A 23,223-nucleotide genomic window follows, 5' to 3' on the forward strand; every position below is an offset into this window, starting at 1 on the left:
TAATTAGGAGGTGCTACAGTGATTGCTGAAAGAGCACTAAAAACACTGGAATATTATAAAATTCGAGATGAAGTATCAAACTATTGTACTTCTTCTGTAGGGAAAACTCATATAGATCAGTTGGTTCCTTCTGTTGATTACGCAGAAGTAACGAAATTGTTGGAAGAAATGGATGAAGGGTTAGCGGTACTTCGCTTAAAAGGGAATGTGCCAATGGGCGGAATTACAGACATTCGTCCGCATGCAAAACGAGCACAAATCGGTGGGATGTTAAGTCCAATGGAATTAATGGAAACTGCTAGTACGATTAGAGCAAGTCGTATTTTACGCCAGTTTTTTGAAAGTGTAGCAGAAACCGAAGATGTGCAAATTCCTCATTTTATGGAGAAAAAGAACGCAATGCCAATTTTAACCGCATTAGAGCATGAAATAAATGATTGCATCGATGAAAACGGAGCGGTATTAGATAGTGCAAGTACGACTTTACGATCGATTCGTCAGCAATTACGGATGCAAGTAAGTAGAGTTCGTGAAAAACTAGAAAGCTATACAAGGGGTGCGAATGCATCTAAAATGCTTTCAGATTCGATTATTACGATTCGAAATGATCGCTATGTTATTCCAGTGAAATCGGAATATCGAAGTCATTACGGAGGAATTATCCACGATCAATCATCTTCTGGCCAAACATTATTTATTGAACCATCAGCAGTTGTTCAATTAAATAATGATATACGGGGATTGAAAGTGAAAGAGCAGGAAGAAATCGACCGAATTTTGATCAAGTTAACTGCAGAAGTGGAAATTGTAGGACATGATATTTTTCTTTTAGTGAGTATTCTTGGAAATATTGACGTGATTTTAGCGAAGTCTAAATATGGACAAGCAGAAAAATGTACGATGCCGGTTATTAATAATGATGGCTATATTCGTCTTGTGAAGGCAAGGCACCCACTTATTCCAGTTGAACAAGCAGTGGCAAATACGATTGAATTTGGAAAAGATATTACGTCTATTGTTATTACTGGACCAAATACGGGTGGTAAAACAGTTACGCTAAAAACAGTCGGTTTATGTACATTAATGGCTCAAAGTGGAATACCAATTCCAGCACTTGATGGTTCGGAAGTTGCGCTTTTTGAATCGGTTTTTGCCGATATTGGTGACGAACAATCAATTGAACAAAGCTTAAGTACATTTTCTTCTCATATGGTGAATATTGTTGATATTTTGAAAAAATATGATGAGAGATCACTTATTTTATTCGATGAATTAGGAGCAGGGACAGATCCTCAAGAAGGAGCGGCTCTTGCGATTTCGATTTTAGATGCAGTGCATGGAACAGGGTCTCGTGTAATGGCAACGACGCATTATCCAGAGTTGAAAGCATATAGCTATAATCGACCTGGGGTAACGAATGCGAGTGTGGAGTTTGATGTGGAAACACTTAGTCCAACATACAAATTATTAATTGGTGTACCAGGGCGAAGTAATGCATTCGAAATTTCAGAACGACTAGGTTTACCGTCTTCTATTATTGCACAAGCCCAGTCATTCACTGGAACAGATCGTGGAGAAGTAAACTCGATGATCGCTTCTTTGGAAGATAGCCGTAGACAGGCAGAAAAAGATGCGGAAGAAACAGAAGAAAAATTAGTTGAAGCATCTCAAGTAAAAGAAGATTTAGAGCAAAAGCTAGCTCAACTAGAGTTAAAACGTGAGCAGCTGGAGAGTAAAGCGAAAGAAAAAGCGAAAAAAATTGTGGATGATGCAAGACGCGAAGCAGATGAAATTATAAGTGAACTTCGTAAAATGCAAGCAAACACACATCTTCTTATAAAAGAGCACGAATTGATTGATGCGAAAAAACGTTTAGATGCGGCATTACCAAGCAATCCTGTGCTTAAAAAGCAAAAGAGATTGAATGAGCTATCTAAAGAACTCAAGTCGGGCGATGAAGTCAAGGTGCTAAGCTTCGGTCAAAAAGGTACATTACTCGCAAAATTATCAAAAACAGAATGGTCTGTTCAAATTGGTATGCTTAAAATGAAATTAGACGAGTCGGATTTAGAGTTTATTAAACCAGAAAAAGAAAAACAAACAGTGTCGGTAAATGCAGTTCGTGGCAGAGACACGCATGTGAAGTTAGAGCTCGATCTGCGCGGGGAACGTTATGAAGATGCAATTATCCGCACTGAAAAGTATTTAGATGATGCGATTCTATCGAATTATCCTAGAATTTCAATTATTCATGGAAAAGGCACAGGTGTATTAAGACAAGCAATCCAGCAATATTTAAAAAATCATTCTCGTGTGAAAAGCTATCGTTTCGGTGAAGCGGGAGAGGGTGGACATGGAGTGACGGTCGTTGAGCTGAAATAAGGTAGATGATAAATTTTTGAAACCTTTTGTCGCTTTAAACGTAAAGTAAGAAAAATTCAAAGGGGTTTATAAGATGATTCTTTCTAGTTTTTGGTCTAATCCACTTGTAGAATCTGCAGGTTATTTTAGTGTAGTTGTTTTATGTTTAATCGTTTCGATGGTTATTTTCGAAATTGTCACGAAGTATAAAAACTGGGAAGAAATCAAAAAGGGTAATGTAGCGGTGGCGATGGCAACAGGAGGAAAAATATTTGGTGTTTGTAATATTTTTAGATATTCAATAGAGCAGCATAGTTCGCTTTTTGAAATGATTGGCTGGGGCTTGTTTGGCTTTTCATTATTGATCATTGCTTATTGGCTTTTTGAATTTTTCACACCAAGCTTTAACGTAGATAAAGAAATTGAAAATGATAATCGATCTGTAGGTTTCATATCTCTTATTATTTCAGTTGGACTGTCGTATGTAATTGGGGCAAGTATTTCATAGGAGAGATAGCGTTGGAAAAATTATCGAAAGTATTAATTGGTGTAAGCATATGTTTCGTACTTGTTGGAATAGTATATTTAGTAATGAATTAGAATGAGTTTGCACCTCATTCTTTTTTTCTACAAGTAATTGAATTGTCATTCATTTTTCTTTATAATTAAAAATAGGAATATTCACGCTATTATAAAATAAAGGGGATGTTGTTATGACAGACAAAAGATGGCTTGCTCATTATCCGCCGGAAGTACCGCATACGCTGAACTATGAAGCTATTCCAGTTCAAGAGTATTTAACTCGCGCGTATAAAAAATTCCCATCGAAAATTGCGATCCATTTTATGGGGAAAGATGTATCGTACAAAGAATTATATGAGTCATCGTTGAAGTTTGCGAATTACTTGCAATCTATCGGTATTAAAAAAGGAGATAGAGTAGCGATTATGCTACCAAACTGTCCACAAGGGGTTATCGGATATTACGGAGCATTGTACGCTGGTGCAATTGTCGTGCAAACGAATCCGCTATATACGGAGCGAGAAATTTCCTACCAAATGAAAGATTCAGGAGCAAAAGTAATTTTAGCGTTGGATATATTATTCCCAAGGATTTCTAAAGTGTTGAAAGAAACAGAGATAGAAAATATTATATTAACGGGCATTAAAGATTATTTGCCATTTCCGAAAAATCTTATCTATCCTTTCATTCAAAAGAAGCAATACGGCTTTACTGTAAATGTCGAACACCGTGGCATGAATCATTTATTTCCTGAAATAATGAAAGTAGCGAAGGCAACCCCGATTGAATTATCTTTTGATTTTGAAGAAGATGTTGCACTTTTACAGTATACTGGTGGAACTACTGGTTTTCCAAAAGGAGTTATGCTTACACATAAAAACTTAATTTCGAATGCGACAATGTGTAATGCTTGGCTATATAAATGTAAAGAAGGCGAAGAAAGTATATTAGGAATTCTGCCATTCTTCCATGTATATGGTATGACGACAGTATTGATATTATCGGTTATGCTAGGTAATAAAATGATTCTTTTACCGAAGTTTGATGCAGGTACTGCGCTGAAAACGATTGATAAGCAAAAACCTACTTTATTCCCAGGTGCACCGACGATTTATATTGGCATATTAAATCATCCAGATATTAAAAAATATGATTTGTCTTCGATTACTGCTTGTTTAAGTGGTTCTGCTGCGCTTCCAATAGAAGTACAAGAAAAATTTGAACAAGTAACTGGCGGTAAATTAGTAGAAGGGTATGGCTTAACAGAAACATCTCCTGTTACGCATGTAAATTTAATTTATAGCGATGAACGGATAAAAGGTTCAATAGGACTTCCGTGGCCAGATACGGATTCAGCGATATTTGAAATTGATTCGGCAACGCCTTTAGCTCCAGGGGAAATTGGAGAACTTGCAGTAAAAGGGCCACAAGTCATGAAAGGCTACTGGAATCGTCCAGAAGAAACGGAAATGACGTTCCGAGATGGATGGCTATTAACAGGCGATATTGGTTATATGGATGAAAGCGGTTACTTCTATGTAGTAGATCGTAAAAAAGATATAATTATTGCAGGTGGATTTAATATTTATCCTCGTGATGTAGAAGAAGTGTTATACGAACATCCTGCAATACAAGAATGTGTGGTCGCAGGTGTACCCGATGCGTATCGTGGGGAAACTGTGAAAGCATTTATTGTATTAAAAGAAGGGGCTCATGTAACAGAAGAACAATTGAACACATACTGTCGTGAAAACTTGGCAGCATTCAAAGTGCCTAGAATGTATGAGTTTAGAACGGAGCTTCCGAAAACAGCGGTTGGAAAAATTTTAAGAAGAACTTTAATAGATGAAGAGAAAGAGAAATTAAAACAAGCAGTAGAGAGTTAAAAGTTTGTTGACATTATTCATAATAAAATATAGAATAAAAATATGAATGAATCATCATTCATATTTTTTATTTTTGGTGGTGATTTCATTGAAGAAGGATAAACCGAAATATAAGCAGATTATCGACGCCGCGATTGTTGTTATTGCTGAAAATGGCTATCATCAATCACAGGTTTCCAAAATTGCAAAGCAAGCAGGCGTTGCAGACGGAACGATCTATTTATATTTTAAAAACAAAGAAGATATTTTAATATCGGTATTTGAAGAAAAGATGGAAATGTTTGCGGATAATTTAAAGCCGATTGTTTTAGAAAACATATCTGCATCTGAAAAATTATTTAAAATGATTAAAAATCATTTTACTGTGCTAGCAGATAACCACCATTTGGCTACTGTAACACAGTTAGAACTGCGCCAATCCAATCTAGCACTACGATTAAAAATTAATGCCATCTTAAAAAATTATCTAATTTTACTCGATTCTATTATAAAAGAAGGAATTGAAAATGGAGAATTTGAAAAAACGATGGATATACGCTTAGCAAGACAAATGGTTTTTGGTACAATTGATGAGACGACTACTACTTGGGTAATGAACGAGCATAAATATGATTTAGTTGATCTAACAAGTAAAGTACATCGTCTATTGTTAAATGGTGTAAAAGTTTAACCAAGGGGGAGTGGGGAAATGGAATTTCTGTCATGGAATATTGAAGATGGTGTAGCTACAGTAACACTAAATCGTCCACCAGCAAACGCTTTGGCAAGAGGGGTTATATTAGAAGTCAATGAGTTATTAGATGCAGTGGAACATGATGATGCAGTTCGAGTAATCTTGCTAAAAGGAGAAGGAAGATTTTTCTCCGCAGGAGCAGATATAAAAGAATTTACCTCGATTACATCTGGAGCAGCATTCTCTGAGCTTGCTGCAAGTGGGCAAACAATTTTCGAAAGAGTGGAAACTTTCTCGAAACCCGTTATTGCTGCAATTCATGGTGCTGCACTTGGCGGAGGTCTTGAACTTGCGATGAGTTGTCATATCCGACTAGTTTCAGAAAATGCAAAGCTTGGGTTACCTGAATTACAACTAGGACTAATACCAGGGTTTGCTGGCACACAACGTTTACCCCGTTATGTAGGGTTTGCAAAAGCAGCAGAAATGTTGTTAACAAGTGATCCTATTAGTGGGAAAGAAGCGGCTCAGTTAGGACTTGCTAATCATGCTTATGCGGAAGAAGAATTATTTGATCATGCCAAAAAGCTTGCAATCAAGATTGCTAAGAAAAGTCCAATTGCGGTTAAAAATGCATTAGAAATGCTTCAGTACGCTAAACCAGCTTCCTATCATGAAGGTGTTAAAGCAGAAGCAAATGCTTTTGGAACTGTATTTGTTTCAGAGGATGCAAAAGAAGGTATTTCTGCATTTATTGAAAAAAGAGAACCAATATTTAAAGGTAAATAATATTTTACATTGGGAGGATATCTAAATGAACATTTATGTATTAGTAAAACGTACATTTGATACAGAAGAGAAAATCGTAGTAAGCGGGGGTAAAATTCAAGAAGATGGTGCAGAATTCATCATTAATCCATACGATGAGTATGCAATAGAAGAGGCAATACAAGTTCGTGACGCACAAGGTGGAGAAGTAACAGTTCTCACGATGGGTGGAGAAGATGCTGAGAAGCAACTTCGAACTGCACTAGCAATGGGTGCAGATAAAGCGGTACTTATTAATATAGAAGATGATGTAGAAGAGTTAGATCAGTTTACAGCCGCACATATTATCTCTGAGTACTTAAAAGATAAAAATCCGGATTTAATATTAGCAGGTAACGTAGCGATTGATGGTGGATCCGGACAAGTTGGGCCACGAGTTGCTGAGAGCTTAGGCATTAACTATGTAACTACTATTACAAACTTAGAGATTGATGGAACTACAGTAACAATTAAACGTGATGTTGAAGGAGATACAGAAGTATTAGAAACTTCATTGCCATTATTGGTTACTGCTCAGCAAGGTCTAAATGAACCACGCTATCCATCTCTTCCAGGGATTATGAAGGCAAAGAAAAAGCCTTTAGAAGAAGTTGAATTAGATGATTTAGATATAGATGAAGATGATGTAGAAGCAAAAACAGAAACAATCGAAATTTATTTACCTCCTAAAAAGGAAGCTGGAAAAGTATTAGAAGGCGAACTAGCTGACCAAGTGAAAGAGTTAGTTCATTTACTTCATTCGGAAGCAAAAGTTATTTAACTTCATTCAATCCAAGTTAACATTCAAATTAGGGGGAATAAATCATGTCTAAAAAAGTATTAGTTTTAGGAGAAGCACGTGAAGGTGCTCTACGAAACGTATCATATGAAGCAATCGCTGCTGCAAAAACGATCTCTGGTGGCGGGGAAGTAGTTAGTGTGTTATTAGGGGATGCTGTAAAAGATATCGCTGGAGAATTAGTGAAATTTGGTGCGGATCGAGTAATTACAGTAGAACATCCACATTTGAAACAATATACATCAGATGGATACGGTCAAGCGATTCTTGCGGTAATCGAACAAGAAAACCCACAAGCAATTGTATTTGGACATACAGCACTTGGAAAAGATTTATCGCCAAAAATTGCAAGTAAATTGCAAATTGGGTTAGTATCAGATGTTACGGCTATTGAAGGAGAAGGCGATGCAGCTGTTTACATTCGCCCGATCTATTCTGGTAAAGCATTTGAAAAAGTAAAAGTGAAAGACGGAATTGAATTTATTACGATTCGTCCAAATAATATTGCTCCACTTGCAAAAGATGACAGCAAAACTGGTGATGTTTCATCGTTATCTGTAGATATTACAAACCTTCGTACAATTATTAAAGAAGTAGTTCGTAAATCTGCAGAAGGCGTAGATTTATCTGAAGCGAAAGTTGTTATTGCTGGTGGTCGTGGCGTGAAGAGTGAAGAAGGATTTGCACCTTTAAAAGAACTTGCTGATTTACTTGGAGGCGCAGTTGGTGCTTCTCGTGGAGCATGTGACGCAGACTACTGTGATTATTCTTTACAAATTGGGCAAACAGGTAAAGTAGTAACACCAGATCTTTATATCGCTGCTGGTATTTCGGGCGCGATTCAACATTTAGCTGGTATGTCTAACTCGAAAATTATTGTAGCGATCAATAAAGATCCAGAAGCAAATATTTTCAAAGTAGCTGATTACGGTATTGTTGGAGATTTATTCGAAGTAATTCCAATGCTTACAGAAGAGTTTAAAAAACTTAAAGTAAACGCTTAATAATGTGCTCGATTCTTTCAGGAGAATCGAGCTTTATTTTATTGTGAGCTAAATGGTAGATGTAGCTATTTTAGTCTGATATAATAAATTTATTGTTGTACGAAGGAGGAATTTTTAATGGCAATTGTTCATGGAACAGACCAAAGCTTTTCACAAGAAATAGAAGAAGGATTAGTATTAGTAGATTTTTGGGCAACGTGGTGCGGGCCTTGTAAAATGATCGCTCCTGTACTAGAAGAACTTGACGCTGAAATGAGCGATAAAGTGAAAATCGTTAAAGTAGATGTAGATGAAAACCAAGCGACTGCAAGTCAATTCGGTATTATGTCTATCCCAACTTTACTATTATTTAAAGATGGTCAACCGGTTGATAAAGCTGTTGGTTACCAACCAAAAGAAGCATTAGTTCAATTAGTAGAAAAAAACGCATAATCGAAAGCCGGGTCCTCTAAGGGGGATCCGGTTTTTTGAATAAGTTTTATGAAAATCTACCATGAACACCGGGTTTAGGTTACTAGGGAAGAAAGTTACATAAATAGATGGAGTGGATTCCGTTACAAGCGGACGCTTTCCGCGGGCACGGCTTCAATCTCCTCGTCGCTGCGCTCCTGCGGGGCTTTCAGTTCGTGCTGTTCCCGCTGGAGTCGCCGCTTTTCACTACATCCATCCAGTTTATGAGCATGAATTCATTTTCTTTCTATTTTATCTCTTTCATGTAAGATGAAGAAAAAAGTTCATCCGCACTTATAGTTAGAAATAGATTGACGATTATCGTATGAAGTAAATTTGTCATCTACTTCTCCACTTTATGTCCAAATGTAGAAGTGACTCTTTCTAAAAATGTACAAAGAGTACAGAATGTCACTTGCTTCTTCTATTTCTAAATGTATTTAATAATTTGGCACCGAAGTGAGCGGAAGACGAACATTTGCCATACGATAATCGACGAAAAAGCAAGATTAGCATAAAAAAATATATATATTAAAGGGGAGATAGCGTATGTCATTAGCAAATTACACTGTGGTCTCGAGTGGATGATGGAAAACTAACAAAAGTGCGTGAGTTAAAAGCTGGAGATGAGTTCCGAGTTTACCGTTATATTGACCAAGACAGAGGATTATATGGAGTGGGTTCTGGAATGTTTGTTCAAAAGGACTCTACTAAAATAGTGTACGAAACTCCTTCTAAAAAGAACTTGCGTTTGATCAAAATCATGCATGGGGAGGAATATGGTTTGACGAACCAATAAGTTTGAATAATTTCTAATTTATCGTGGAAAACTCCATTTGATTGTTTTATTTGTGCAGGGAAATCTTTGAGATGTACAATGTCTCAAAGATTTTTGCTGTTTAGTGGATATCAGAAGTCCATTAAGGTAAATTTAATATAGGTGATGAATAATGAATAATTTAATTCAACAAAAATGTGAGATCTTACCTGAACAACCTGGCTGTTATTTAATGAAAGACAGGCAAGGGACGATTATATATGTTGGGAAAGCAAAAATATTAAAAAATAGAGTTCGCTCTTATTTTACTGGCTCGCATGATGGCAAAACACAAAGACTTGTACAAGAAATAGTAGACTTTGAATACATCGTGACATCGTCCGATTTAGAAGCGCTTATCTTAGAGCTAAATCTTATTAAAAAGCATGATCCAAAATATAATATTATGCTGAAGGACGACAAAACGTATCCATATATTAAAATTACGAATGAAAAAAATCCAAGATTAATCACAACTAGACAAGTAAAGAAAGACAAAGGGAAATACTTTGGCCCATACCCGAATGTTCATGCAGCAAATGAAACAAAAAAGCTATTAGACCGACTCTACCCTTTACGAAAATGTGTGAAGTTACCCGATCGTGTTTGCTTATATTATCATTTGGGTCAATGTCTTGCTCCGTGTATTAAGCCAGTAGAAGAAACAACATACAAAGAAATGATCCAAGAAATTACAAGCTTCTTAAACGGCGGATATACGCATGTAAAAAAAGAATTAATGGAGAAAATGCTTGAAGCAGCTGAAAGTTTAGAGTTTGAGCGTGCGAAAGAGTATCGGGATCAAATTACACATATTGAAATGGTCATGGAAAAACAGAAAATAACGATGAGTGATCATACCAATCGAGATATATTTGGTTATACAGTCGACAAAGGATGGATGTGTGTACAAGTGTTTTTTGTGCGCCAAGGTAAATTGATTGAAAGGGATGTTTCTTTATTTCCATTGTACCGAGATCCCGAAGAAGAGTTTTTAACGTATTTAGGTCAATTTTATTCGAAACTGGAGCATATTAAACCGAATGAAATACTAGTTCCGAATGACGTTGATAGTGAATTAGCGGCAGAACTTTTACAAGTGAAGGTGCTTATTCCGCAAAAAGGAATGAAAAAAGAATTAGTAGAGCTAGCCAAGAAAAATGCTAGTTTAGCATTAAGTGAAAAATTTCATCTGCTCGAAAGACAAGAGGAACGAACGATTGGAGCGGTAGATGAGCTTGGACAGCTTATGGGGATAGCTACGCCTAATCGAATAGAGGCTTTCGATAACTCTCATATTCATGGAACAGATGCGGTATCTGCCATGGTTGTATTTGTTGATGGTCGCGCGTATAAAAAAGATTATCGAAAATATAAAACAAAAACAGCTGCGAAGCATGATGATTATGGTGCGATGCGAGAAGTAGTGCGCAGAAGGTATATTCGTGTATTAAAAGATCAATTGCCACTTCCGGATTTAATCGTTATTGATGGAGGAAAAGGGCAAGTTGAAGCGGCTAGAGAAATAATTGAAGACGAATTAGGATTATCTATACCAATTGCTGGGCTTGCAAAGGACGGTAAGCATCAAACTTCACAACTTTTGTATGGTGATCCAATTAATATAATTCCGATGAAAAGAACGAGTGAAGCATTTTATTTATTGCAGCGTATTCAAGATGAAGTGCATCGTTTTGCTATTACATTTCATCGTCAGCAACGTGGAAAGCATACGATTTCATCTTCCCTTGACGGTATAGAGGGCATTGGAACAAAACGTAAAAATATGCTGTTAAAGCATTTTGGTTCATTGAAAAAAATGCAAGAGGCAACGAAAGAACAGTATATGGAAGCGGGGCTATCGGCAAAGTTAGCAGACGTTATGCTGGAGCATTTTCAAAAAAAGTAATTGTTTTCTAATAATACGTATGATATGGTTATAACAATTTAATATTCACTTTCAAAGTGAAGATAGAGGTGCGAATAGACAATAGTACTCAACAGGAGGATGAAAAGATCTTGTAATTGTTGAGGAAAGGGGTGTTCGCCGAAATATAGAAAAGCTTTTCCTTTTCTATGTTGGTTCTGCATTTAATAGATGTAGAATTGTCAGAATTACGATATTCTGGAGGGCTATCTCAAATGGACAATTCTTTTGACCGTATATGAGACAATGCTTTTCACAATATGTGAAAGGCATTTTTTTTAGCTTGCCGAAGAAAAGGGAGAAGATGTTCATGAGTAAGATAGTGATGAAGTTTGGTGGTAGTTCGGTTGCCACTACAGAAAAAATTCAACATATTGCAACGCGCATAAATCATGAAAAAGTAAATGGAAATGACGTGGTAGTAGTCGTGTCGGCAATGGGAAAAACGACGGACAATCTTTTAGGGTTAGCGATGGAGCTATCAGAAAATCCAACCAAACGTGAAATGGATACCCTTCTTTCAACAGGAGAACAAATCACAATGGCTTTGCTCGCAATTCAATTGAACGAAATAGGCTTTGATACTGTTTCGCTTACAGGTTGGCAAGCAAATTTACAAACAGATAATGTACATAGAAATGCAAGAATCGAAAATCTAGATGCAACGAGGATCTTGGATTTATTAGCTGAAAATAAAATTGTTGTAGTTGCAGGCTTCCAAGGAGTTTCAGGTGAAGGAGATATTACCACTTTAGGTAGAGGTGGGTCTGATACGACTGCTGTTGCAATAGCGGCGGCAATTGAAGCGGATATTTGTGATATTTACACCGATGTGGACGGTATTTATACGTCCGATCCTCGATTTGTGCAGAACGCGCGTAAGTTGGAACAATTGGAATATGATGAAATGCTGGAGCTTGCTAATCTGGGGGCAGGAGTATTGCATCCAAGAGCAGTCGAGTTTGCTAAAAATTATAAAATACCTTTACGAGTACGCTCAAGTTATAACGAAGATGTAGGAACAATATTAAAGGAGGAAGTCGATGTGGAAAATAATTTAGTAGTGCGTGGGGTTGCTTTTGAAGCAGATATCGTTCGGTTAACAATAGAATATGAAGTTCCATTTAATGGTTCACTTGCTTCGATTTTTACTACGCTAGCGGCAAATCATATTAATGTAGACATTATTGTTCAGTCGATTGTAGATGGTAAAAAACCAACTGTTTCATTTTCGATTAAAAAGGAATCACTTGCTGAAGCAATTACAGTTTTAGAGTCAAATAAAGAAGCGCTTGGCTTTATATTTGCAGATTTTGAAGTAGGGCTAGCAAAAGTATCGATTGTAGGCTCTGGTATGGTGTCCAATCCTGGAGTAGCTGCGCAAATGTTTGATCGTTTAAGAAAAGAAAATATTCCAGTGAAAATGGTTAGTACTTCAGAGATAAAAGTTTCTGTTGTTGTTCCTCAAAATGACATGATTCCCGCAGCTAATGCGTTGCATGATGAATTTGACTTAGCACTTGTTTAAGTGAAAAATGGAATCGGTCGAATAGTAACCAGAATCGATCGATCGCGTCGACTTGAAATAGTGTGTCTTGTAAAAGAAAAAGCAATGTACGACTATTTACGTCGTACATTGCTTATTTTATTGACTTCAAGTCCCATTTGATTTGGAAATGGACGACTCCATTTTTTTTCACTTGTTCATCGTAGCATTCCGTTAAAAAACCACCGACTTTTTGCTGCTGTTCTGCAAGAAAGCCAGCCTCTAATCGATGACTTCTACTAGCTCCACTGCTAGGCAAATTAACTGTTTGCAATGAATAAAAAGCAGAATCCTTTGTCGTCTTATCTAATACTAAACTACCCCAGCCGGCTTCTGAGAAAAAAGAAGAAGCTTCATCCATTGAATAGAGAGGAAATTTACGAGCTAGTTCTTTACCAGCCCAATATAAAATATCTTTTTCATGTTTTCCAAGAATAGAAGTAAGCACGTGATCTCTAATTAGTTCATATCCAAAGGAAGTTACATGTGAATGGTCTTTTTCATCCAAGTAGCAACCCTTCTTTCTAAATGTAATCACCCTATTTTAGCATAAAAAGACTTTTCAGTATAAGGATAGATTGTGAAATAATCAGCAAATCATTATACAAAAGTGAAAGATTTGGGAAAAACCTTTAGATGCCTTGACGCTCTAAAATGATGAGAGTACAATGGATATGTCATAAATTCGTAACATGATGATGTGAACAGAATATGAACTCTATTATTTTTCTGAAATAGTAAATCTATTCTGAACATTGTAAATCTGAGGGGGGTAACTATTTTGTCGAAAGATCGCGAATTTTATTGGCGTCGATTACATTCATTATTAGGAATTATTCCAGTTGGTCTGTTTTTGACGCAACATTTAGTAGTTAACCATTTTGCTACTAGAGGAGAAGATGCATTTAATAGCGCATCACACTTTATGGAGAGTCTTCCATTCCGTTACATGCTGGAGATTTTCGTAATATTCTTGCCGCTAATGTATCATGCATTTTATGGTTTGTACATTGCGTTTACAGCAAAAAATAACCCGAAAAACTTTGGTACTCTTCGTAACTATTTATTCATTTTACAACGTTTCACTGGTGTGTTCCTTGTTGTATTTATCGTTTGGCATGTATTTGAAACAAGATTCCAAGCGGCAATTGGAGCGAAAGAAGTTAATTTTAACATGATGGCAGAGATTTTATCAAATCCATGGATGTTAGGCTTCTATATTGTAGGAGTAATATCTGCTACATTCCATTTTGCAAACGGTATTTGGTCATTCTTAGTAAGCTGGGGAATTACACAATCTCCTCAATCGCAAAAAATCGCTACATATATTACATTAGTAATCTTCTTAGCATTATCTGTAGTTGGTGTACAAGCACTTCTAGCATTTGCTTAAGAAACTTTATACATTAACTACTACTAAATCGAGGAGTGAGAATAGCATGGCAAAAAGTAAACTTATTGTTGTCGGCGGTGGATTAGCTGGTTTAATGGCAACAATGAAAGCAGCTGAAGAAGGCACGCAAGTAGAATTATTTTCATTAGTTCCTGTAAAACGCTCGCACTCAGTTTGTGCACAAGGTGGTATTAACGGGGCTGTAAATACAAAAGGTGAGGGAGATTCTCCAACAGTTCACTTAGATGATACTGTATATGGTGGGGACTTCTTAGCCAACCAACCTCCAGTTAAAGCAATGACAGACGCTGCTCCTGGTATTATTAGCTTATTTGATCGTATGGGTGTTATGTTCAACCGTACACCTGAAGGATTATTAGATTTCCGTCGTTTCGGTGGGACGTTAATGCACCGTACAGCATTCTCTGGAGCAACAACTGGTCAACAATTACTTTATGCACTGGACGAGCAAGTACGCAGTCATGAAGTAGCTGGTCTTGTAACGAAATTCGAAGGATGGGAATTCCTTGGAATTATTAAAGATAAAGAAGGAGTTTGTCGCGGTATTAAAGCACAAAATCTTCAAACGATGGAGATTCGCGCATTCCGTGGTGACGCTGTAATTATGGCTACTGGTGGACCTGGAATTATTTTCGGAAAAACTACAAACTCAATTATTAATACTGGTTCTGCAGCGTCAATCGTATATCAACAAGGAGCTCTTTATGCAAACGGAGAATTTATTCAAATTCACCCAACTGCAATTCCTGGTGATGATAAACTGCGCTTAATGTCAGAATCTGCACGTGGTGAAGGTGGACGTATTTGGACATACAAAGACGGTAAACCTTGGTACTTCTTAGAAGAAAAATATCCTGCATACGGTAACTTAGTTCCGCGTGATATTGCAACACGTGAAATCTTTGACGTATGTGTAAACCAAAAACTTGGTATTAACGGCGAAAACATGGTTTATTTAGACCTTTCACATAAAGATCCGCATGAATTAGATGTTAAACTTGGTGGAATTATCGAAATCTATGAGAAATTCACAGGCGATGACCCACGTAAAGTACCGATGAAAATTTTCCCAGCTGTTCACTATTCAATGGGTGGATTATGGGTAGATTATGACCAAATGACGAATATTCCTGGATTATTTGCTGCTGGAGAATGTGATTATTCACAACATGGTGCAAACCGTTTAGGAGCGAACTCATTACTTTCTGCTGTATTTGGCGGTAGTGTTGCAGGTCCTAATGCAGTGAAATATATGAGTAAACTTACTGTTCATGCAGAAGATATGGACGATGCTATTTTTGATGCTGAAGTTAAACTTGAGCAAGAGAAATGGGATAAAACGATCTCTATGAAGGGTACAGAGAACGCTTACTTGATTCATAAAGAATTAGGCGAGTGGATGACGGATAACGTAACGGTTGTTCGATATAATGACAGACTTGAAGCTACTGATAAGAAAATTCAAGAGCTGTTTGAAAGATATGAGAATATCAATATGGACGATACGCAACAATGGTCTAACCAAGGTGCATCTTTTACTCGTCAATTAAAAAATATGCTTTACTTAGCTCGCGTTATTACATTAGGTGCGCTTAATCGTAACGAAAGTCGCGGAGCACACTACAAACCTGATTTCCCGAAACGTAATGACGAAGAGTTTATGAAAACAACAATGGCTAAATTCGATCCTGCAACAGGAGCACCAGTTTTCCATTATGAAGAAATAGATGTTTCATTAATTCCACCACGCACACGTGATTACTCTGCGAAAGGAGATAACTAATAATGGTTACAGCAACTGAAACTAAAAAAGTACAAATTGAAGTTTTTCGTCAAGACACACCAGAATCTACACCGTATTGGGAAAAATTTGAAGTAAATTGGCGTCCAAATATGAACGTTATTTCTGCACTAATGGAAATTCGTCAAAACCCAGTCAACGTTGATGGAAAAGCGACAACTCCAGTAGCTTGGGATATGAGTTGTTTAGAAGAAGTATGTGGCGCATGTTCAATGGTTATTAATGGCCGTCCACGTCAATCTTGTTCTGCTCTAATAGACCAATTGACACAACCGATTCAATTAGCACCAATGAAAACATTCCCAGTTGTTCGTGATTTACAAGTAGATAGAACTCGTATGTTTGATTCTTTGAAAAAAGTAAAAGCTTGGGTTCCAATCGATGGTACTTATGATCTTGGAGAAGGTCCACGTATGCCAGAACGCAAACGCCAATGGGCATATGAACTTTCTAAGTGTATGACTTGTGGTGTATGTTTGGAAGCATGTCCAAACGTAAACAGTGGTGCTAGCTTTATGGGACCAGCTCCACTTTCTCAAGTTCGTTTATTTAATGCACATCCAACAGGTTCTATGAACAAAGATGAACGTTTAAATGCAATTATGGGAGACGGAGGCCTTGCAAACTGTGGTAACGCACAAAACTGTGTTGTTGCATGTCCAAAAGGTATTCCTTTAACTACTTCTATTGCGGCTTTAAATCGTGATACAACTGTTCAAATGTTCAAAAACTTCTTCGGAAGCGACCATATGGTTGATTAATATTAATAGGAAGAATCTGCGTAGAATAATTTATTCTATGCAGATTTTTTATTTAAGAAAGTATATAAAAATGTTCCATGAACACAGGGTTTACCGTACATATAGAGAGGGAGTATAGGAATGGGTGGATTGGATTTCGTTACAAGCGGACGCTTTCCGTGGGGCGCGGCTTCAATCTCCTCGTCGCAAAGAAGCTGGCCAAATAAAGTTTGCCCAACTTCTTTCCTGCGGGGCTTTCAGCTCGTACTGTTCCCACTGGAGTCGCCGCTTTTCACTACATCCATACTGCTTATGGGAGTGTATTCATGTTCTTTCTACTTAAGCCCTTTCATGAAAGAGGAAGAAAAAAACATCTGCATCTCTTATTAGAAATAGACCGACAATTTTCGTACGAAGTAAATTCGTCATCTACTTCCCCACCTTATATCCAAATGTAGAAGCGTCTCTTTTTAAAGACTTACAAAGAGTCTCGAAAATTGTATCTTTGGCGAGCTTCAGAGCATATAGATTGTCGCTTGCTTCTTCTATTGCCCAAAAAAGTATTTAACAACTTGGCACGGAAGTTTCTAGCGAACGGAAGGTGAACATTTGCCATACGATGACCAACAAGCTTTTAAAAATTTTACCGTTCATCGTATAGCCTAATGAGAAGCCTAGAGTGAGCCAGAAACTGCGTTACTAAGATGTTTTACCCTTAAAGGACCGGGTGTCATTTTGCCTGGTTTTCTTTTTATGATACAATAAATGAATACTGATTCATTTATAGAGGAGATGGGGATTATGAGAGCAAATTACATAGAAGAATTAACGAGTTGGGAACAAGGATTTTCATTTTATTCAGAGGTAAGTGTACGATTTTCAGAAACGGATATGTATGGTCATTTGAACAATACCGTTACCTTTGCATACTTTGAATATGCGCGAATTGAATTTTTTAAGCATGTCCAGTTGATGAATGATTGGCTAGATCCAAAAGGTACAACGATACCTGTTGTAGCTGATTTACAGTGTGATTATATCAAACAAGTGTTTTTTGATGAGAAGCTACGTATTTATGTGAAAGTAAATTCAATCGGTTCATCGTCCGTGGACATTCATTACATGGCTAAAAATGAAAAAGATGAAATCGTCTTCACTGGTAGGGGTTCTGTCGTTCAAATTGAAAGGCTTACTGGAAAGGCTTCTAGATGGTCGGACAAAGATAAAGAAGTTTTTCAAAACTAAGCATCACTAGCCGTCACCTACCTTCTTCTTCCTACATACGTTAGTAGGAGAGTGGATAGGGGGCTATGGCATTGGATGAAAGCAAACAGCATCGATCAATACTTACGAGTAGAGAACGTCAAATTTTTCAGTTACTTGTAGAAGATAATTCTACAAAAGACATATCGGTACAATTATCGATTAGTGAAAAAACTGTAAGGAATCATATTTCAAATACGATACAAAAATTAGGCGTATCGGGTAGGGCACAAGCAATTGTGGAATTATTGCGATTAGGTGAATTATCGTTGAATTAATTAGAATCCTTGCCATTTTCCTCAGAACACGTCACAATAATAATTAAAATGTATTGTTTTGAGGAGTGAAGGGTTAAATGGCAGATGATCTAAAGAATATGGAGCATAATCAAGACGAAGTTGCATTTCTTGAAAAAGAGCTTCGACATATATCAGGTATTATTAAGCAAAGAGGACGTCAAATATTAAATGCCTATACGATTACTCCACCACAATTTGTGGCGCTACAATGGCTTTTTGAGCTTGGAGACATGACAATTGGTGATTTATCTAATAAAATGTATTTAGCTTTCAGTACTACGACTGACTTAATCGATCGTATGGAGAAAAGTAAGCTTGTTCAAAGGGTAAGAGATGAGCAAGATCGCCGAGTTGTGCGTATACATTTACTAGAAGAAGGCGAACGTATTATAGAAGAAGTTATTGAAAAACGACAACACTATTTAGATGACGTGCTAAATCAATTTAGTGCAGAAGAAGTATTAAATCTATCGTCTTTATTAGAAAAATTACACCAAGAGATGAAAAAGAACTGAGGAATTCAAGTGAAAGCCCCGATTGGCGTTATAGACTCTGGAGTAGGTGGGTTAACGGTTGCAAAAGAAATTTTGCGATTATTACCCAATGAAGAAATTATTTATATAGGTGATACAGCAAGATGTCCATACGGACCACGTTCACAGGAAGAAGTACGAAAATTCACTTGGCAGCTGGCAACCGCTTTGTCTAAAATGAATATAAAGATGCTCGTAATTGCTTGTAATACAGCAACTGCCGTAGCACTTAATTCATTGGGCAAAAAAATGCCGTTTCCGGTAATTGGCGTAATTTTCCCTGGAGCAAGGGCAGCGATTAAAGCTACTCAAAAAAATGGAATCGTAGTGTTAGGTACAAGCGGTACAATTAAAAGTGGGGCGTATGAAAATGCAATAGCCGCTTTAAATTCGTCTAGTAAAGTTATTCCGCTTGCTTGCCCTACTTTTGTTCCACTCGTTGAAAGTAACGAATATGAAGGCGAATTTGCACGCAATATGGTGTATGATACTTTATTGCCATTAAAAGGTGAGCAGTTTGATACGGTAATTCTTGGATGTACGCATTATCCATTATTGCAAAAGTATATTGAAGAGGCAGTGGGAAATAATGTAAAAGTACTTTCATCTGGAGAAGAGACGGCACAAGACGTCTTAGAGTATTTAGATTATCATCGTATGCATCATCCGATTAGTGGACGGAAAAAACCTATATTTTATACAACAGGTTCTGTACCTATATTTAAAACAATTGTTGAAAAGTGGTTGGAGTTACCGAGTGCAGATGTAAGAACAATATCATTTACTTGACCCTGTTAGCTTGAGAACCCTCGAATAGCGGGGTTTTCTTTTGCGTACAGGTCAAAAAAGGAGAAATTTATGACTAGAACAGATGGCAGAGCAACAAATGAACTTAGAAATGTGCAAATTGAAACTGATTATTTAATTCATCCAGAAGGGTCGGTTTTAATAACAGTTGGACGAACAAAAGTTATTTGTAATGCAACAATTGAAGATCGTGTCCCACCTTTTTTAAGAGGACAAGGTAAAGGATGGATTACAGCTGAATATTCTATGTTACCTCGTGCAACTGAGTCGCGTACTTCTAGAGAAGCATCGAGAGGTAAAGTGACAGGCAGAACGATGGAAATTCAGCGTCTAATTGGACGAGCATTGCGTTCAGTTGTTGATTTGGAGAGTATAGGCGAGAAAACAATTTGGATTGACTGTGACGTTATTCAAGCGGATGGTGGCACGCGAACAGCTAGTATTACAGGGGCTTTCGTAGCATTAACAATTGCACTTGGAAAATTATACGAGGACAAGCAATTACCCGTGTTCCCTGTTCGACAATACCTAGCTGCAACAAGTGTTGGGGTATTAGAAGATGTTGGAGTCGTATTAGACTTGAACTACGAGGAAGATTCTACAGCTGCGGTAGATATGAATATTGTGCAAACGAGCAGCGGAGAATATGTGGAGCTTCAAGGAACTGGTGAAGAAGCAACTTTTTCGAGGAAAGAATTATTGGAATTACTTGAGTACGCTGATGTAGGAATTCAACAGTTGGTGGAAATTCAACGAACTGTACTTGGAGAACTAGCAAATAAAATCGGTGAGAAAAGCGAGGGAGCACAATGAAAAAAATAATTATCGCTACGAAAAATAAAGGAAAAGCAAAAGACTTCGAAGCCCTTTTTGGGCCATTAGGCTATGATGTCTTAACATTACATGATGTTGCAGATGATATGGATGTCGAAGAAACAGGCACAACATTCGAAGAAAATGCAGTGCTTAAAGCTACAGCACTGGCGAATCATTTGCAAACAATTGTTATTGCAGATGATAGTGGTCTTGAAATAGATGCTTTAGAAGGGCGCCCAGGCATCTATTCTGCTCGATATGCAGGTGAGGCTAAGAGTGATGAGGCAAACATGGAAAAGGTGCTAGAAGAACTTCAAAACGTCGAAAAACAACAACGTACAGCGAGATTCGTCTGTGCAATTGCAGTAGCATCTCCTACAATGGAAGCTTTCACGGTCAGAGGAACATGTGAGGGTGTTATTGCAACTGCTAAAAAAGGAGAAAATGGGTTCGGATACGACCCTATCTTTTTCGTACCATCTTTAAATAAAATGATGGCAGAGCTTTCAGCAGAAGAAAAAGGAGCAATTTCCCACCGAGGAAATGCGATCAAACTACTTGCTGATAATTTAGATGATCTGCTAAAACATGCGTAGGTAGAGCGATGAAACTATTAGTGATGAGTGATACGCATAGTGATATAGAGACGATGGAACGAGTAATGCACCGTCATTTAGATGTGGATGCATTTATTCATTGTGGGGACAGTGAGCTGGACTACAGTTATTTTGAAAATGGATCTATACATGTTGTACAAGGAAATTGCGATTTTGATTTTAATTTTCCAACAGAAGTAATTACTCAAGTTGGAAATGAAACGATTTATGTAGCGCATGGCCATTTACATCAAGTAAAATCGACGCTTATGCCGCTTAGTTACCGGGCAGCTGAAGTGCGAGCATCTCTAGTTTGCTTCGGTCACTCTCATTTACTAGGTGCTGAAATGCACAAAAATGTTTTATATGTGAATCCCGGGAGCTTACATTTGCCTAGAGGACGAAAAGAAAAAAGCTATGCAATTGTCGAAAAGCTAGAAAAAGAATGGCATGTTACCTTTTTTTCATCGGAATACGAGCTTTTAGAATCTGCTAGTTTTACGCTTGAAACATAAGCTAGACCAGTGCTTTTCTTCATTTTGGGCAGGTGTTCGAATGCCCGTTGGGACATAATTATAAAATAATCGTTATTGTAAAAAAACTTTTCGGAATACCGTTGACTTTATTATATTATCGTTATATACTAAGTCTTGTCTTTCCTATCTGTGTGGTGGGGGAGTACTTGTCTCAGTAGCTCAGCTGGATAGAGCAACGCCCTTCTAAGGCGTCGGTCGGGAGTTCGAATCTCTCCTGGGACGTATGTAAACAGGTTATGAATCCTTGGTAAATAAGGGTTTGTAAGTGAATGCGGATTAGGTCAGGGCTTCGGTCCAAGAGACTTAATCCCTTTTTATATCCCTATCATTTTATGTGAAATATGACACGAAACTATCTTCCAATTCAATTGAATGGAGGATTTTTTGTTATGACAAAGAAGACTGGATTGTTTGAAGTGAATATTGATTTAGATAGTATTATGGTAATTCCTGAGCAAACGGTGAAGCAAAGAATTAATTCAAGAACGATTGATGATGCATCTGGAATCATTATTCATCAAATGACTGCAAGTGGCTATAGACATCGTACAATCAAAGATTATGAAATCATTATTAGGAGCTTTAAGAAGGTTCATGATGTTCAGTATCTATCGGATATTACACTTAATACAATCTATGGATGGCTTGAGCAAATGCATGTGTCGAATCAAACAAAGTTGACTAGACTAAAGGCGTTAAAATCCTTTTTAAGCAAGTGTTTCAATAATGGGTGGTATGAGACAAAGTTTTGGCAAATGGTGACTGTAAAGGTCGATAAGAAGGTTAAAAAGGGAGCAGATGAGAAGGATATACAAATCTTATTGTCATTGTTAGATTTAAATACGTTCATAGGCTTACGTGATGCAGTTGCAATACTTACAATGTATAAAACAGGCATTCGAATCAATACCTTGGGTCAACTAGAAGAGAAGCATATTGATTTCAATAACATGGTTATTAACATTGATGGGGCAATTCTAAAAAATCATCAGTTTTTAAAGTTACCACTTGATAATCAATTACTTAAATTGTTGCGAATACTAATTCAGCAAAACCAAAAGATACGTAATCATTACAATGAACAGAATAAATGTGTTTTCATTTCAACTAAAGGAACATCTTTAAATACAAAATCAACGAATAACGCAATCTCAAAGCAACTGACAAAGTATAGTAAACGATTTGGTTTAACAAATATCAATGCACATGCTCTTAGAAGGGCATATGCGAAGGATTTGCTGAACAAGGGGGCAAGTGTAGCCTTAATTAGTAAGGCTCTAGGTCATAGTGATTTAGGTGTAACAGCGCAGTATCTGGATTTAGATGTGGAAGAGGTAGCAACCAGTTTGAGGGACTTCCTATGATGTCTAACAAAGATATTTTAACTAGAAGAGGCTACTGTCGATAATTTAAAGAGAATGTAATATGTACAGCTCAAACGCTAAATTATAATGAATCCAGTCTTTAATTAGATTGGGTTCTTTATTATTGTCCAAAGGAACTCTTGAACCAATAGAGTCAGCCTCATACCTAACTACTAGAAGCTAATAGAATCAACTTTAAGCCTTCTGTTTAGTTAAGTGACAAATGGTATCCATGCGATAGCCTATGATGGGTGCAACGCTA

Annotated in this window: 23 protein-coding genes, 1 tRNA gene and 1 riboswitch; of the genes, 23 read left to right on the forward strand and 1 reads right to left on the reverse strand. The window is 37.2% G+C overall.

The annotated features are described in order from the left end of the window. The first annotated feature begins 18 nt into the window (after positions 1–18). From RUH95_RS04525 to RUH95_RS04575, 11 genes are all read left to right on the forward strand, one after another. Complete coding sequence (locus RUH95_RS04525) at positions 19–2,382, forward strand: endonuclease MutS2 (protein ID WP_313891645.1); 2,364 nt, start codon at positions 19–21, stop codon at positions 2,380–2,382. A 73-nt stretch (positions 2,383–2,455) separates the two neighbouring features. Then, complete coding sequence (locus RUH95_RS04530; RefSeq protein WP_313891646.1) at positions 2,456–2,869, forward strand: DUF350 domain-containing protein; 414 nt, start codon at positions 2,456–2,458, stop codon at positions 2,867–2,869. A 205-nt stretch (positions 2,870–3,074) separates the two neighbouring features. Continuing rightward, positions 3,075–4,769 carry an AMP-binding protein gene (locus RUH95_RS04535; RefSeq protein ID WP_313891647.1) on the forward strand — a complete coding sequence of 565 codons (1,695 nt, stop codon included), beginning with the start codon at positions 3,075–3,077 and terminating at the stop codon, positions 4,767–4,769. A gap of 88 nt (positions 4,770–4,857) precedes the next feature. After that, positions 4,858–5,439 carry a fatty acid metabolism transcriptional regulator FadR gene (locus tag RUH95_RS04540; protein ID WP_313891648.1) on the forward strand — a complete coding sequence of 194 codons (582 nt, stop codon included), beginning with the start codon at positions 4,858–4,860 and terminating at the stop codon, positions 5,437–5,439. Positions 5,440–5,457: 18 nt separating this feature from the next. Next, the gene (locus tag RUH95_RS04545) at positions 5,458–6,231 is read left to right on the forward strand and encodes an enoyl-CoA hydratase (protein ID WP_313891649.1); all 774 of its coding nucleotides are present in this window, start codon (positions 5,458–5,460) and stop codon (positions 6,229–6,231) included. A 25-nt stretch (positions 6,232–6,256) separates the two neighbouring features. Continuing rightward, entirely contained in the window at positions 6,257–7,030 is a 774-nt protein-coding gene (locus RUH95_RS04550; RefSeq protein WP_313891650.1) for an electron transfer flavoprotein subunit beta/FixA family protein, read from the forward strand. A 44-nt stretch (positions 7,031–7,074) separates the two neighbouring features. After that, complete coding sequence (locus RUH95_RS04555; protein WP_313891651.1) at positions 7,075–8,052, forward strand: electron transfer flavoprotein subunit alpha/FixB family protein; 978 nt, start codon at positions 7,075–7,077, stop codon at positions 8,050–8,052. A gap of 117 nt (positions 8,053–8,169) precedes the next feature. Continuing rightward, positions 8,170–8,484: a thioredoxin gene (trxA, locus tag RUH95_RS04560; protein WP_313891652.1), complete on the forward strand. Its 315-nt coding sequence runs from the start codon at positions 8,170–8,172 to the stop codon at positions 8,482–8,484. Between the two features lie 598 nt (positions 8,485–9,082). After that, a complete protein-coding gene (locus tag RUH95_RS04565) occupies positions 9,083–9,301 on the forward strand; it encodes a hypothetical protein (RefSeq protein ID WP_313891653.1) in 219 nt (72 codons plus the stop codon). A 151-nt stretch (positions 9,302–9,452) separates the two neighbouring features. Beyond that, complete coding sequence (gene uvrC, locus RUH95_RS04570; protein WP_313891654.1) at positions 9,453–11,228, forward strand: excinuclease ABC subunit UvrC; 1,776 nt, start codon at positions 9,453–9,455, stop codon at positions 11,226–11,228. A gap of 55 nt (positions 11,229–11,283) precedes the next feature. Continuing rightward, positions 11,284–11,463: riboswitch (Lysine riboswitch) on the forward strand. 93 nt (positions 11,464–11,556) lie between these two features. After that, entirely contained in the window at positions 11,557–12,774 is a 1,218-nt protein-coding gene (locus RUH95_RS04575; RefSeq protein WP_313891655.1) for an aspartate kinase, read from the forward strand. 112 nt (positions 12,775–12,886) lie between these two features. Here the strand turns inward: RUH95_RS04575 and RUH95_RS04580 are convergent, their stop codons facing one another. Next, a complete protein-coding gene (locus tag RUH95_RS04580; RefSeq protein ID WP_313891656.1) occupies positions 12,887–13,300 on the reverse strand; it encodes a YslB family protein in 414 nt (137 codons plus the stop codon). A gap of 273 nt (positions 13,301–13,573) precedes the next feature. Here RUH95_RS04580 and RUH95_RS04585 point away from each other — a divergent pair, with 273 nt between their 5' ends. The 12 genes from RUH95_RS04585 to RUH95_RS04640 all read left to right on the forward strand — a co-directional run bounded on the left by RUH95_RS04585 (position 13,574) and on the right by RUH95_RS04640 (position 22,961). Continuing rightward, positions 13,574–14,185: a succinate dehydrogenase cytochrome b558 subunit gene (locus RUH95_RS04585; protein WP_313891657.1), complete on the forward strand. Its 612-nt coding sequence runs from the start codon at positions 13,574–13,576 to the stop codon at positions 14,183–14,185. 46 nt (positions 14,186–14,231) lie between these two features. Beyond that, the gene (sdhA, locus tag RUH95_RS04590; RefSeq protein ID WP_313891658.1) at positions 14,232–15,989 is read left to right on the forward strand and encodes a succinate dehydrogenase flavoprotein subunit; all 1,758 of its coding nucleotides are present in this window, start codon (positions 14,232–14,234) and stop codon (positions 15,987–15,989) included. Between the two features lie 2 nt (positions 15,990–15,991). Next, the gene (gene sdhB / locus RUH95_RS04595) at positions 15,992–16,768 is read left to right on the forward strand and encodes a succinate dehydrogenase iron-sulfur subunit (protein ID WP_313891659.1); all 777 of its coding nucleotides are present in this window, start codon (positions 15,992–15,994) and stop codon (positions 16,766–16,768) included. A gap of 780 nt (positions 16,769–17,548) precedes the next feature. Continuing rightward, a complete protein-coding gene (locus RUH95_RS04600) occupies positions 17,549–17,992 on the forward strand; it encodes an acyl-CoA thioesterase (protein WP_313891660.1) in 444 nt (147 codons plus the stop codon). A gap of 65 nt (positions 17,993–18,057) precedes the next feature. Further along, on the forward strand, positions 18,058–18,288 hold the full coding sequence (locus RUH95_RS04605; RefSeq protein WP_313891661.1) for a helix-turn-helix domain-containing protein: 231 nt from the start codon (positions 18,058–18,060) through the stop codon (positions 18,286–18,288). A gap of 77 nt (positions 18,289–18,365) precedes the next feature. Further along, entirely contained in the window at positions 18,366–18,824 is a 459-nt protein-coding gene (locus RUH95_RS04610; protein WP_313891662.1) for a MarR family winged helix-turn-helix transcriptional regulator, read from the forward strand. Positions 18,825–18,833: 9 nt separating this feature from the next. Beyond that, positions 18,834–19,631, forward strand: coding sequence for a glutamate racemase (gene racE / locus RUH95_RS04615; RefSeq protein ID WP_313891663.1), 798 nt, complete (start codon positions 18,834–18,836; stop codon positions 19,629–19,631). Positions 19,632–19,700: 69 nt separating this feature from the next. Continuing rightward, positions 19,701–20,462, forward strand: a complete 762-nt coding sequence (gene rph, locus RUH95_RS04620) for a ribonuclease PH (protein ID WP_313891664.1) — start codon at positions 19,701–19,703, stop codon at positions 20,460–20,462. After that, positions 20,459–21,061, forward strand: a complete 603-nt coding sequence (locus RUH95_RS04625; RefSeq protein ID WP_313891665.1) for an XTP/dITP diphosphatase — start codon at positions 20,459–20,461, stop codon at positions 21,059–21,061. Before rph ends, RUH95_RS04625 begins: the two co-directional genes overlap by 4 nt. An 8-nt stretch (positions 21,062–21,069) precedes the next feature. Further along, positions 21,070–21,576, forward strand: a complete 507-nt coding sequence (locus RUH95_RS04630) for a metallophosphoesterase family protein (protein ID WP_313891666.1) — start codon at positions 21,070–21,072, stop codon at positions 21,574–21,576. Between the two features lie 169 nt (positions 21,577–21,745). Then, positions 21,746–21,819: transfer RNA gene (locus tag RUH95_RS04635), tRNA-Arg, on the forward strand. Between the two features lie 167 nt (positions 21,820–21,986). Then, complete coding sequence (locus RUH95_RS04640) at positions 21,987–22,961, forward strand: tyrosine-type recombinase/integrase (RefSeq protein WP_313891667.1); 975 nt, start codon at positions 21,987–21,989, stop codon at positions 22,959–22,961. Positions 22,962–23,223: the final 262 nt, after the last annotated feature.

The organism is Psychrobacillus sp. (genome assembly GCF_032154225.1).
Taxonomy (GTDB): Bacteria; Bacillota; Bacilli; order Bacillales_A; family Planococcaceae; genus Psychrobacillus.

What these genes read in the sequence shown, in the direction of transcription:
- RUH95_RS04530 (WP_313891646.1), top strand. Translation starts at nt 2,456, where the DNA reads ATGATTCTTTCTAGTTTTTGGTCTAATCCACTTGTAGAATCTGCAGGT.
- RUH95_RS04535 (WP_313891647.1), top strand. Translation starts at nt 3,075, where the DNA reads ATGACAGACAAAAGATGGCTTGCTCATTATCCGCCGGAAGTACCGCAT.
- RUH95_RS04545 (WP_313891649.1), top strand. Translation starts at nt 5,458, where the DNA reads ATGGAATTTCTGTCATGGAATATTGAAGATGGTGTAGCTACAGTAACA.
- RUH95_RS04550 (WP_313891650.1), top strand. Translation starts at nt 6,257, where the DNA reads ATGAACATTTATGTATTAGTAAAACGTACATTTGATACAGAAGAGAAA.
- RUH95_RS04555 (WP_313891651.1), top strand. Translation starts at nt 7,075, where the DNA reads ATGTCTAAAAAAGTATTAGTTTTAGGAGAAGCACGTGAAGGTGCTCTA.
- trxA (WP_313891652.1), top strand. Translation starts at nt 8,170, where the DNA reads ATGGCAATTGTTCATGGAACAGACCAAAGCTTTTCACAAGAAATAGAA.
- uvrC (WP_313891654.1), top strand. Translation starts at nt 9,453, where the DNA reads ATGAATAATTTAATTCAACAAAAATGTGAGATCTTACCTGAACAACCT.
- RUH95_RS04575 (WP_313891655.1), top strand. Translation starts at nt 11,557, where the DNA reads ATGAGTAAGATAGTGATGAAGTTTGGTGGTAGTTCGGTTGCCACTACA.
- sdhA (WP_313891658.1), top strand. Translation starts at nt 14,232, where the DNA reads ATGGCAAAAAGTAAACTTATTGTTGTCGGCGGTGGATTAGCTGGTTTA.
- sdhB (WP_313891659.1), top strand. Translation starts at nt 15,992, where the DNA reads ATGGTTACAGCAACTGAAACTAAAAAAGTACAAATTGAAGTTTTTCGT.
- RUH95_RS04600 (WP_313891660.1), top strand. Translation starts at nt 17,549, where the DNA reads ATGAGAGCAAATTACATAGAAGAATTAACGAGTTGGGAACAAGGATTT.
- RUH95_RS04605 (WP_313891661.1), top strand. Translation starts at nt 18,058, where the DNA reads ATGGCATTGGATGAAAGCAAACAGCATCGATCAATACTTACGAGTAGA.
- RUH95_RS04610 (WP_313891662.1), top strand. Translation starts at nt 18,366, where the DNA reads ATGGCAGATGATCTAAAGAATATGGAGCATAATCAAGACGAAGTTGCA.
- rph (WP_313891664.1), top strand. Translation starts at nt 19,701, where the DNA reads ATGACTAGAACAGATGGCAGAGCAACAAATGAACTTAGAAATGTGCAA.
- RUH95_RS04625 (WP_313891665.1), top strand. Translation starts at nt 20,459, where the DNA reads ATGAAAAAAATAATTATCGCTACGAAAAATAAAGGAAAAGCAAAAGAC.
- RUH95_RS04630 (WP_313891666.1), top strand. Translation starts at nt 21,070, where the DNA reads ATGAAACTATTAGTGATGAGTGATACGCATAGTGATATAGAGACGATG.
- RUH95_RS04640 (WP_313891667.1), top strand. Translation starts at nt 21,987, where the DNA reads ATGACAAAGAAGACTGGATTGTTTGAAGTGAATATTGATTTAGATAGT.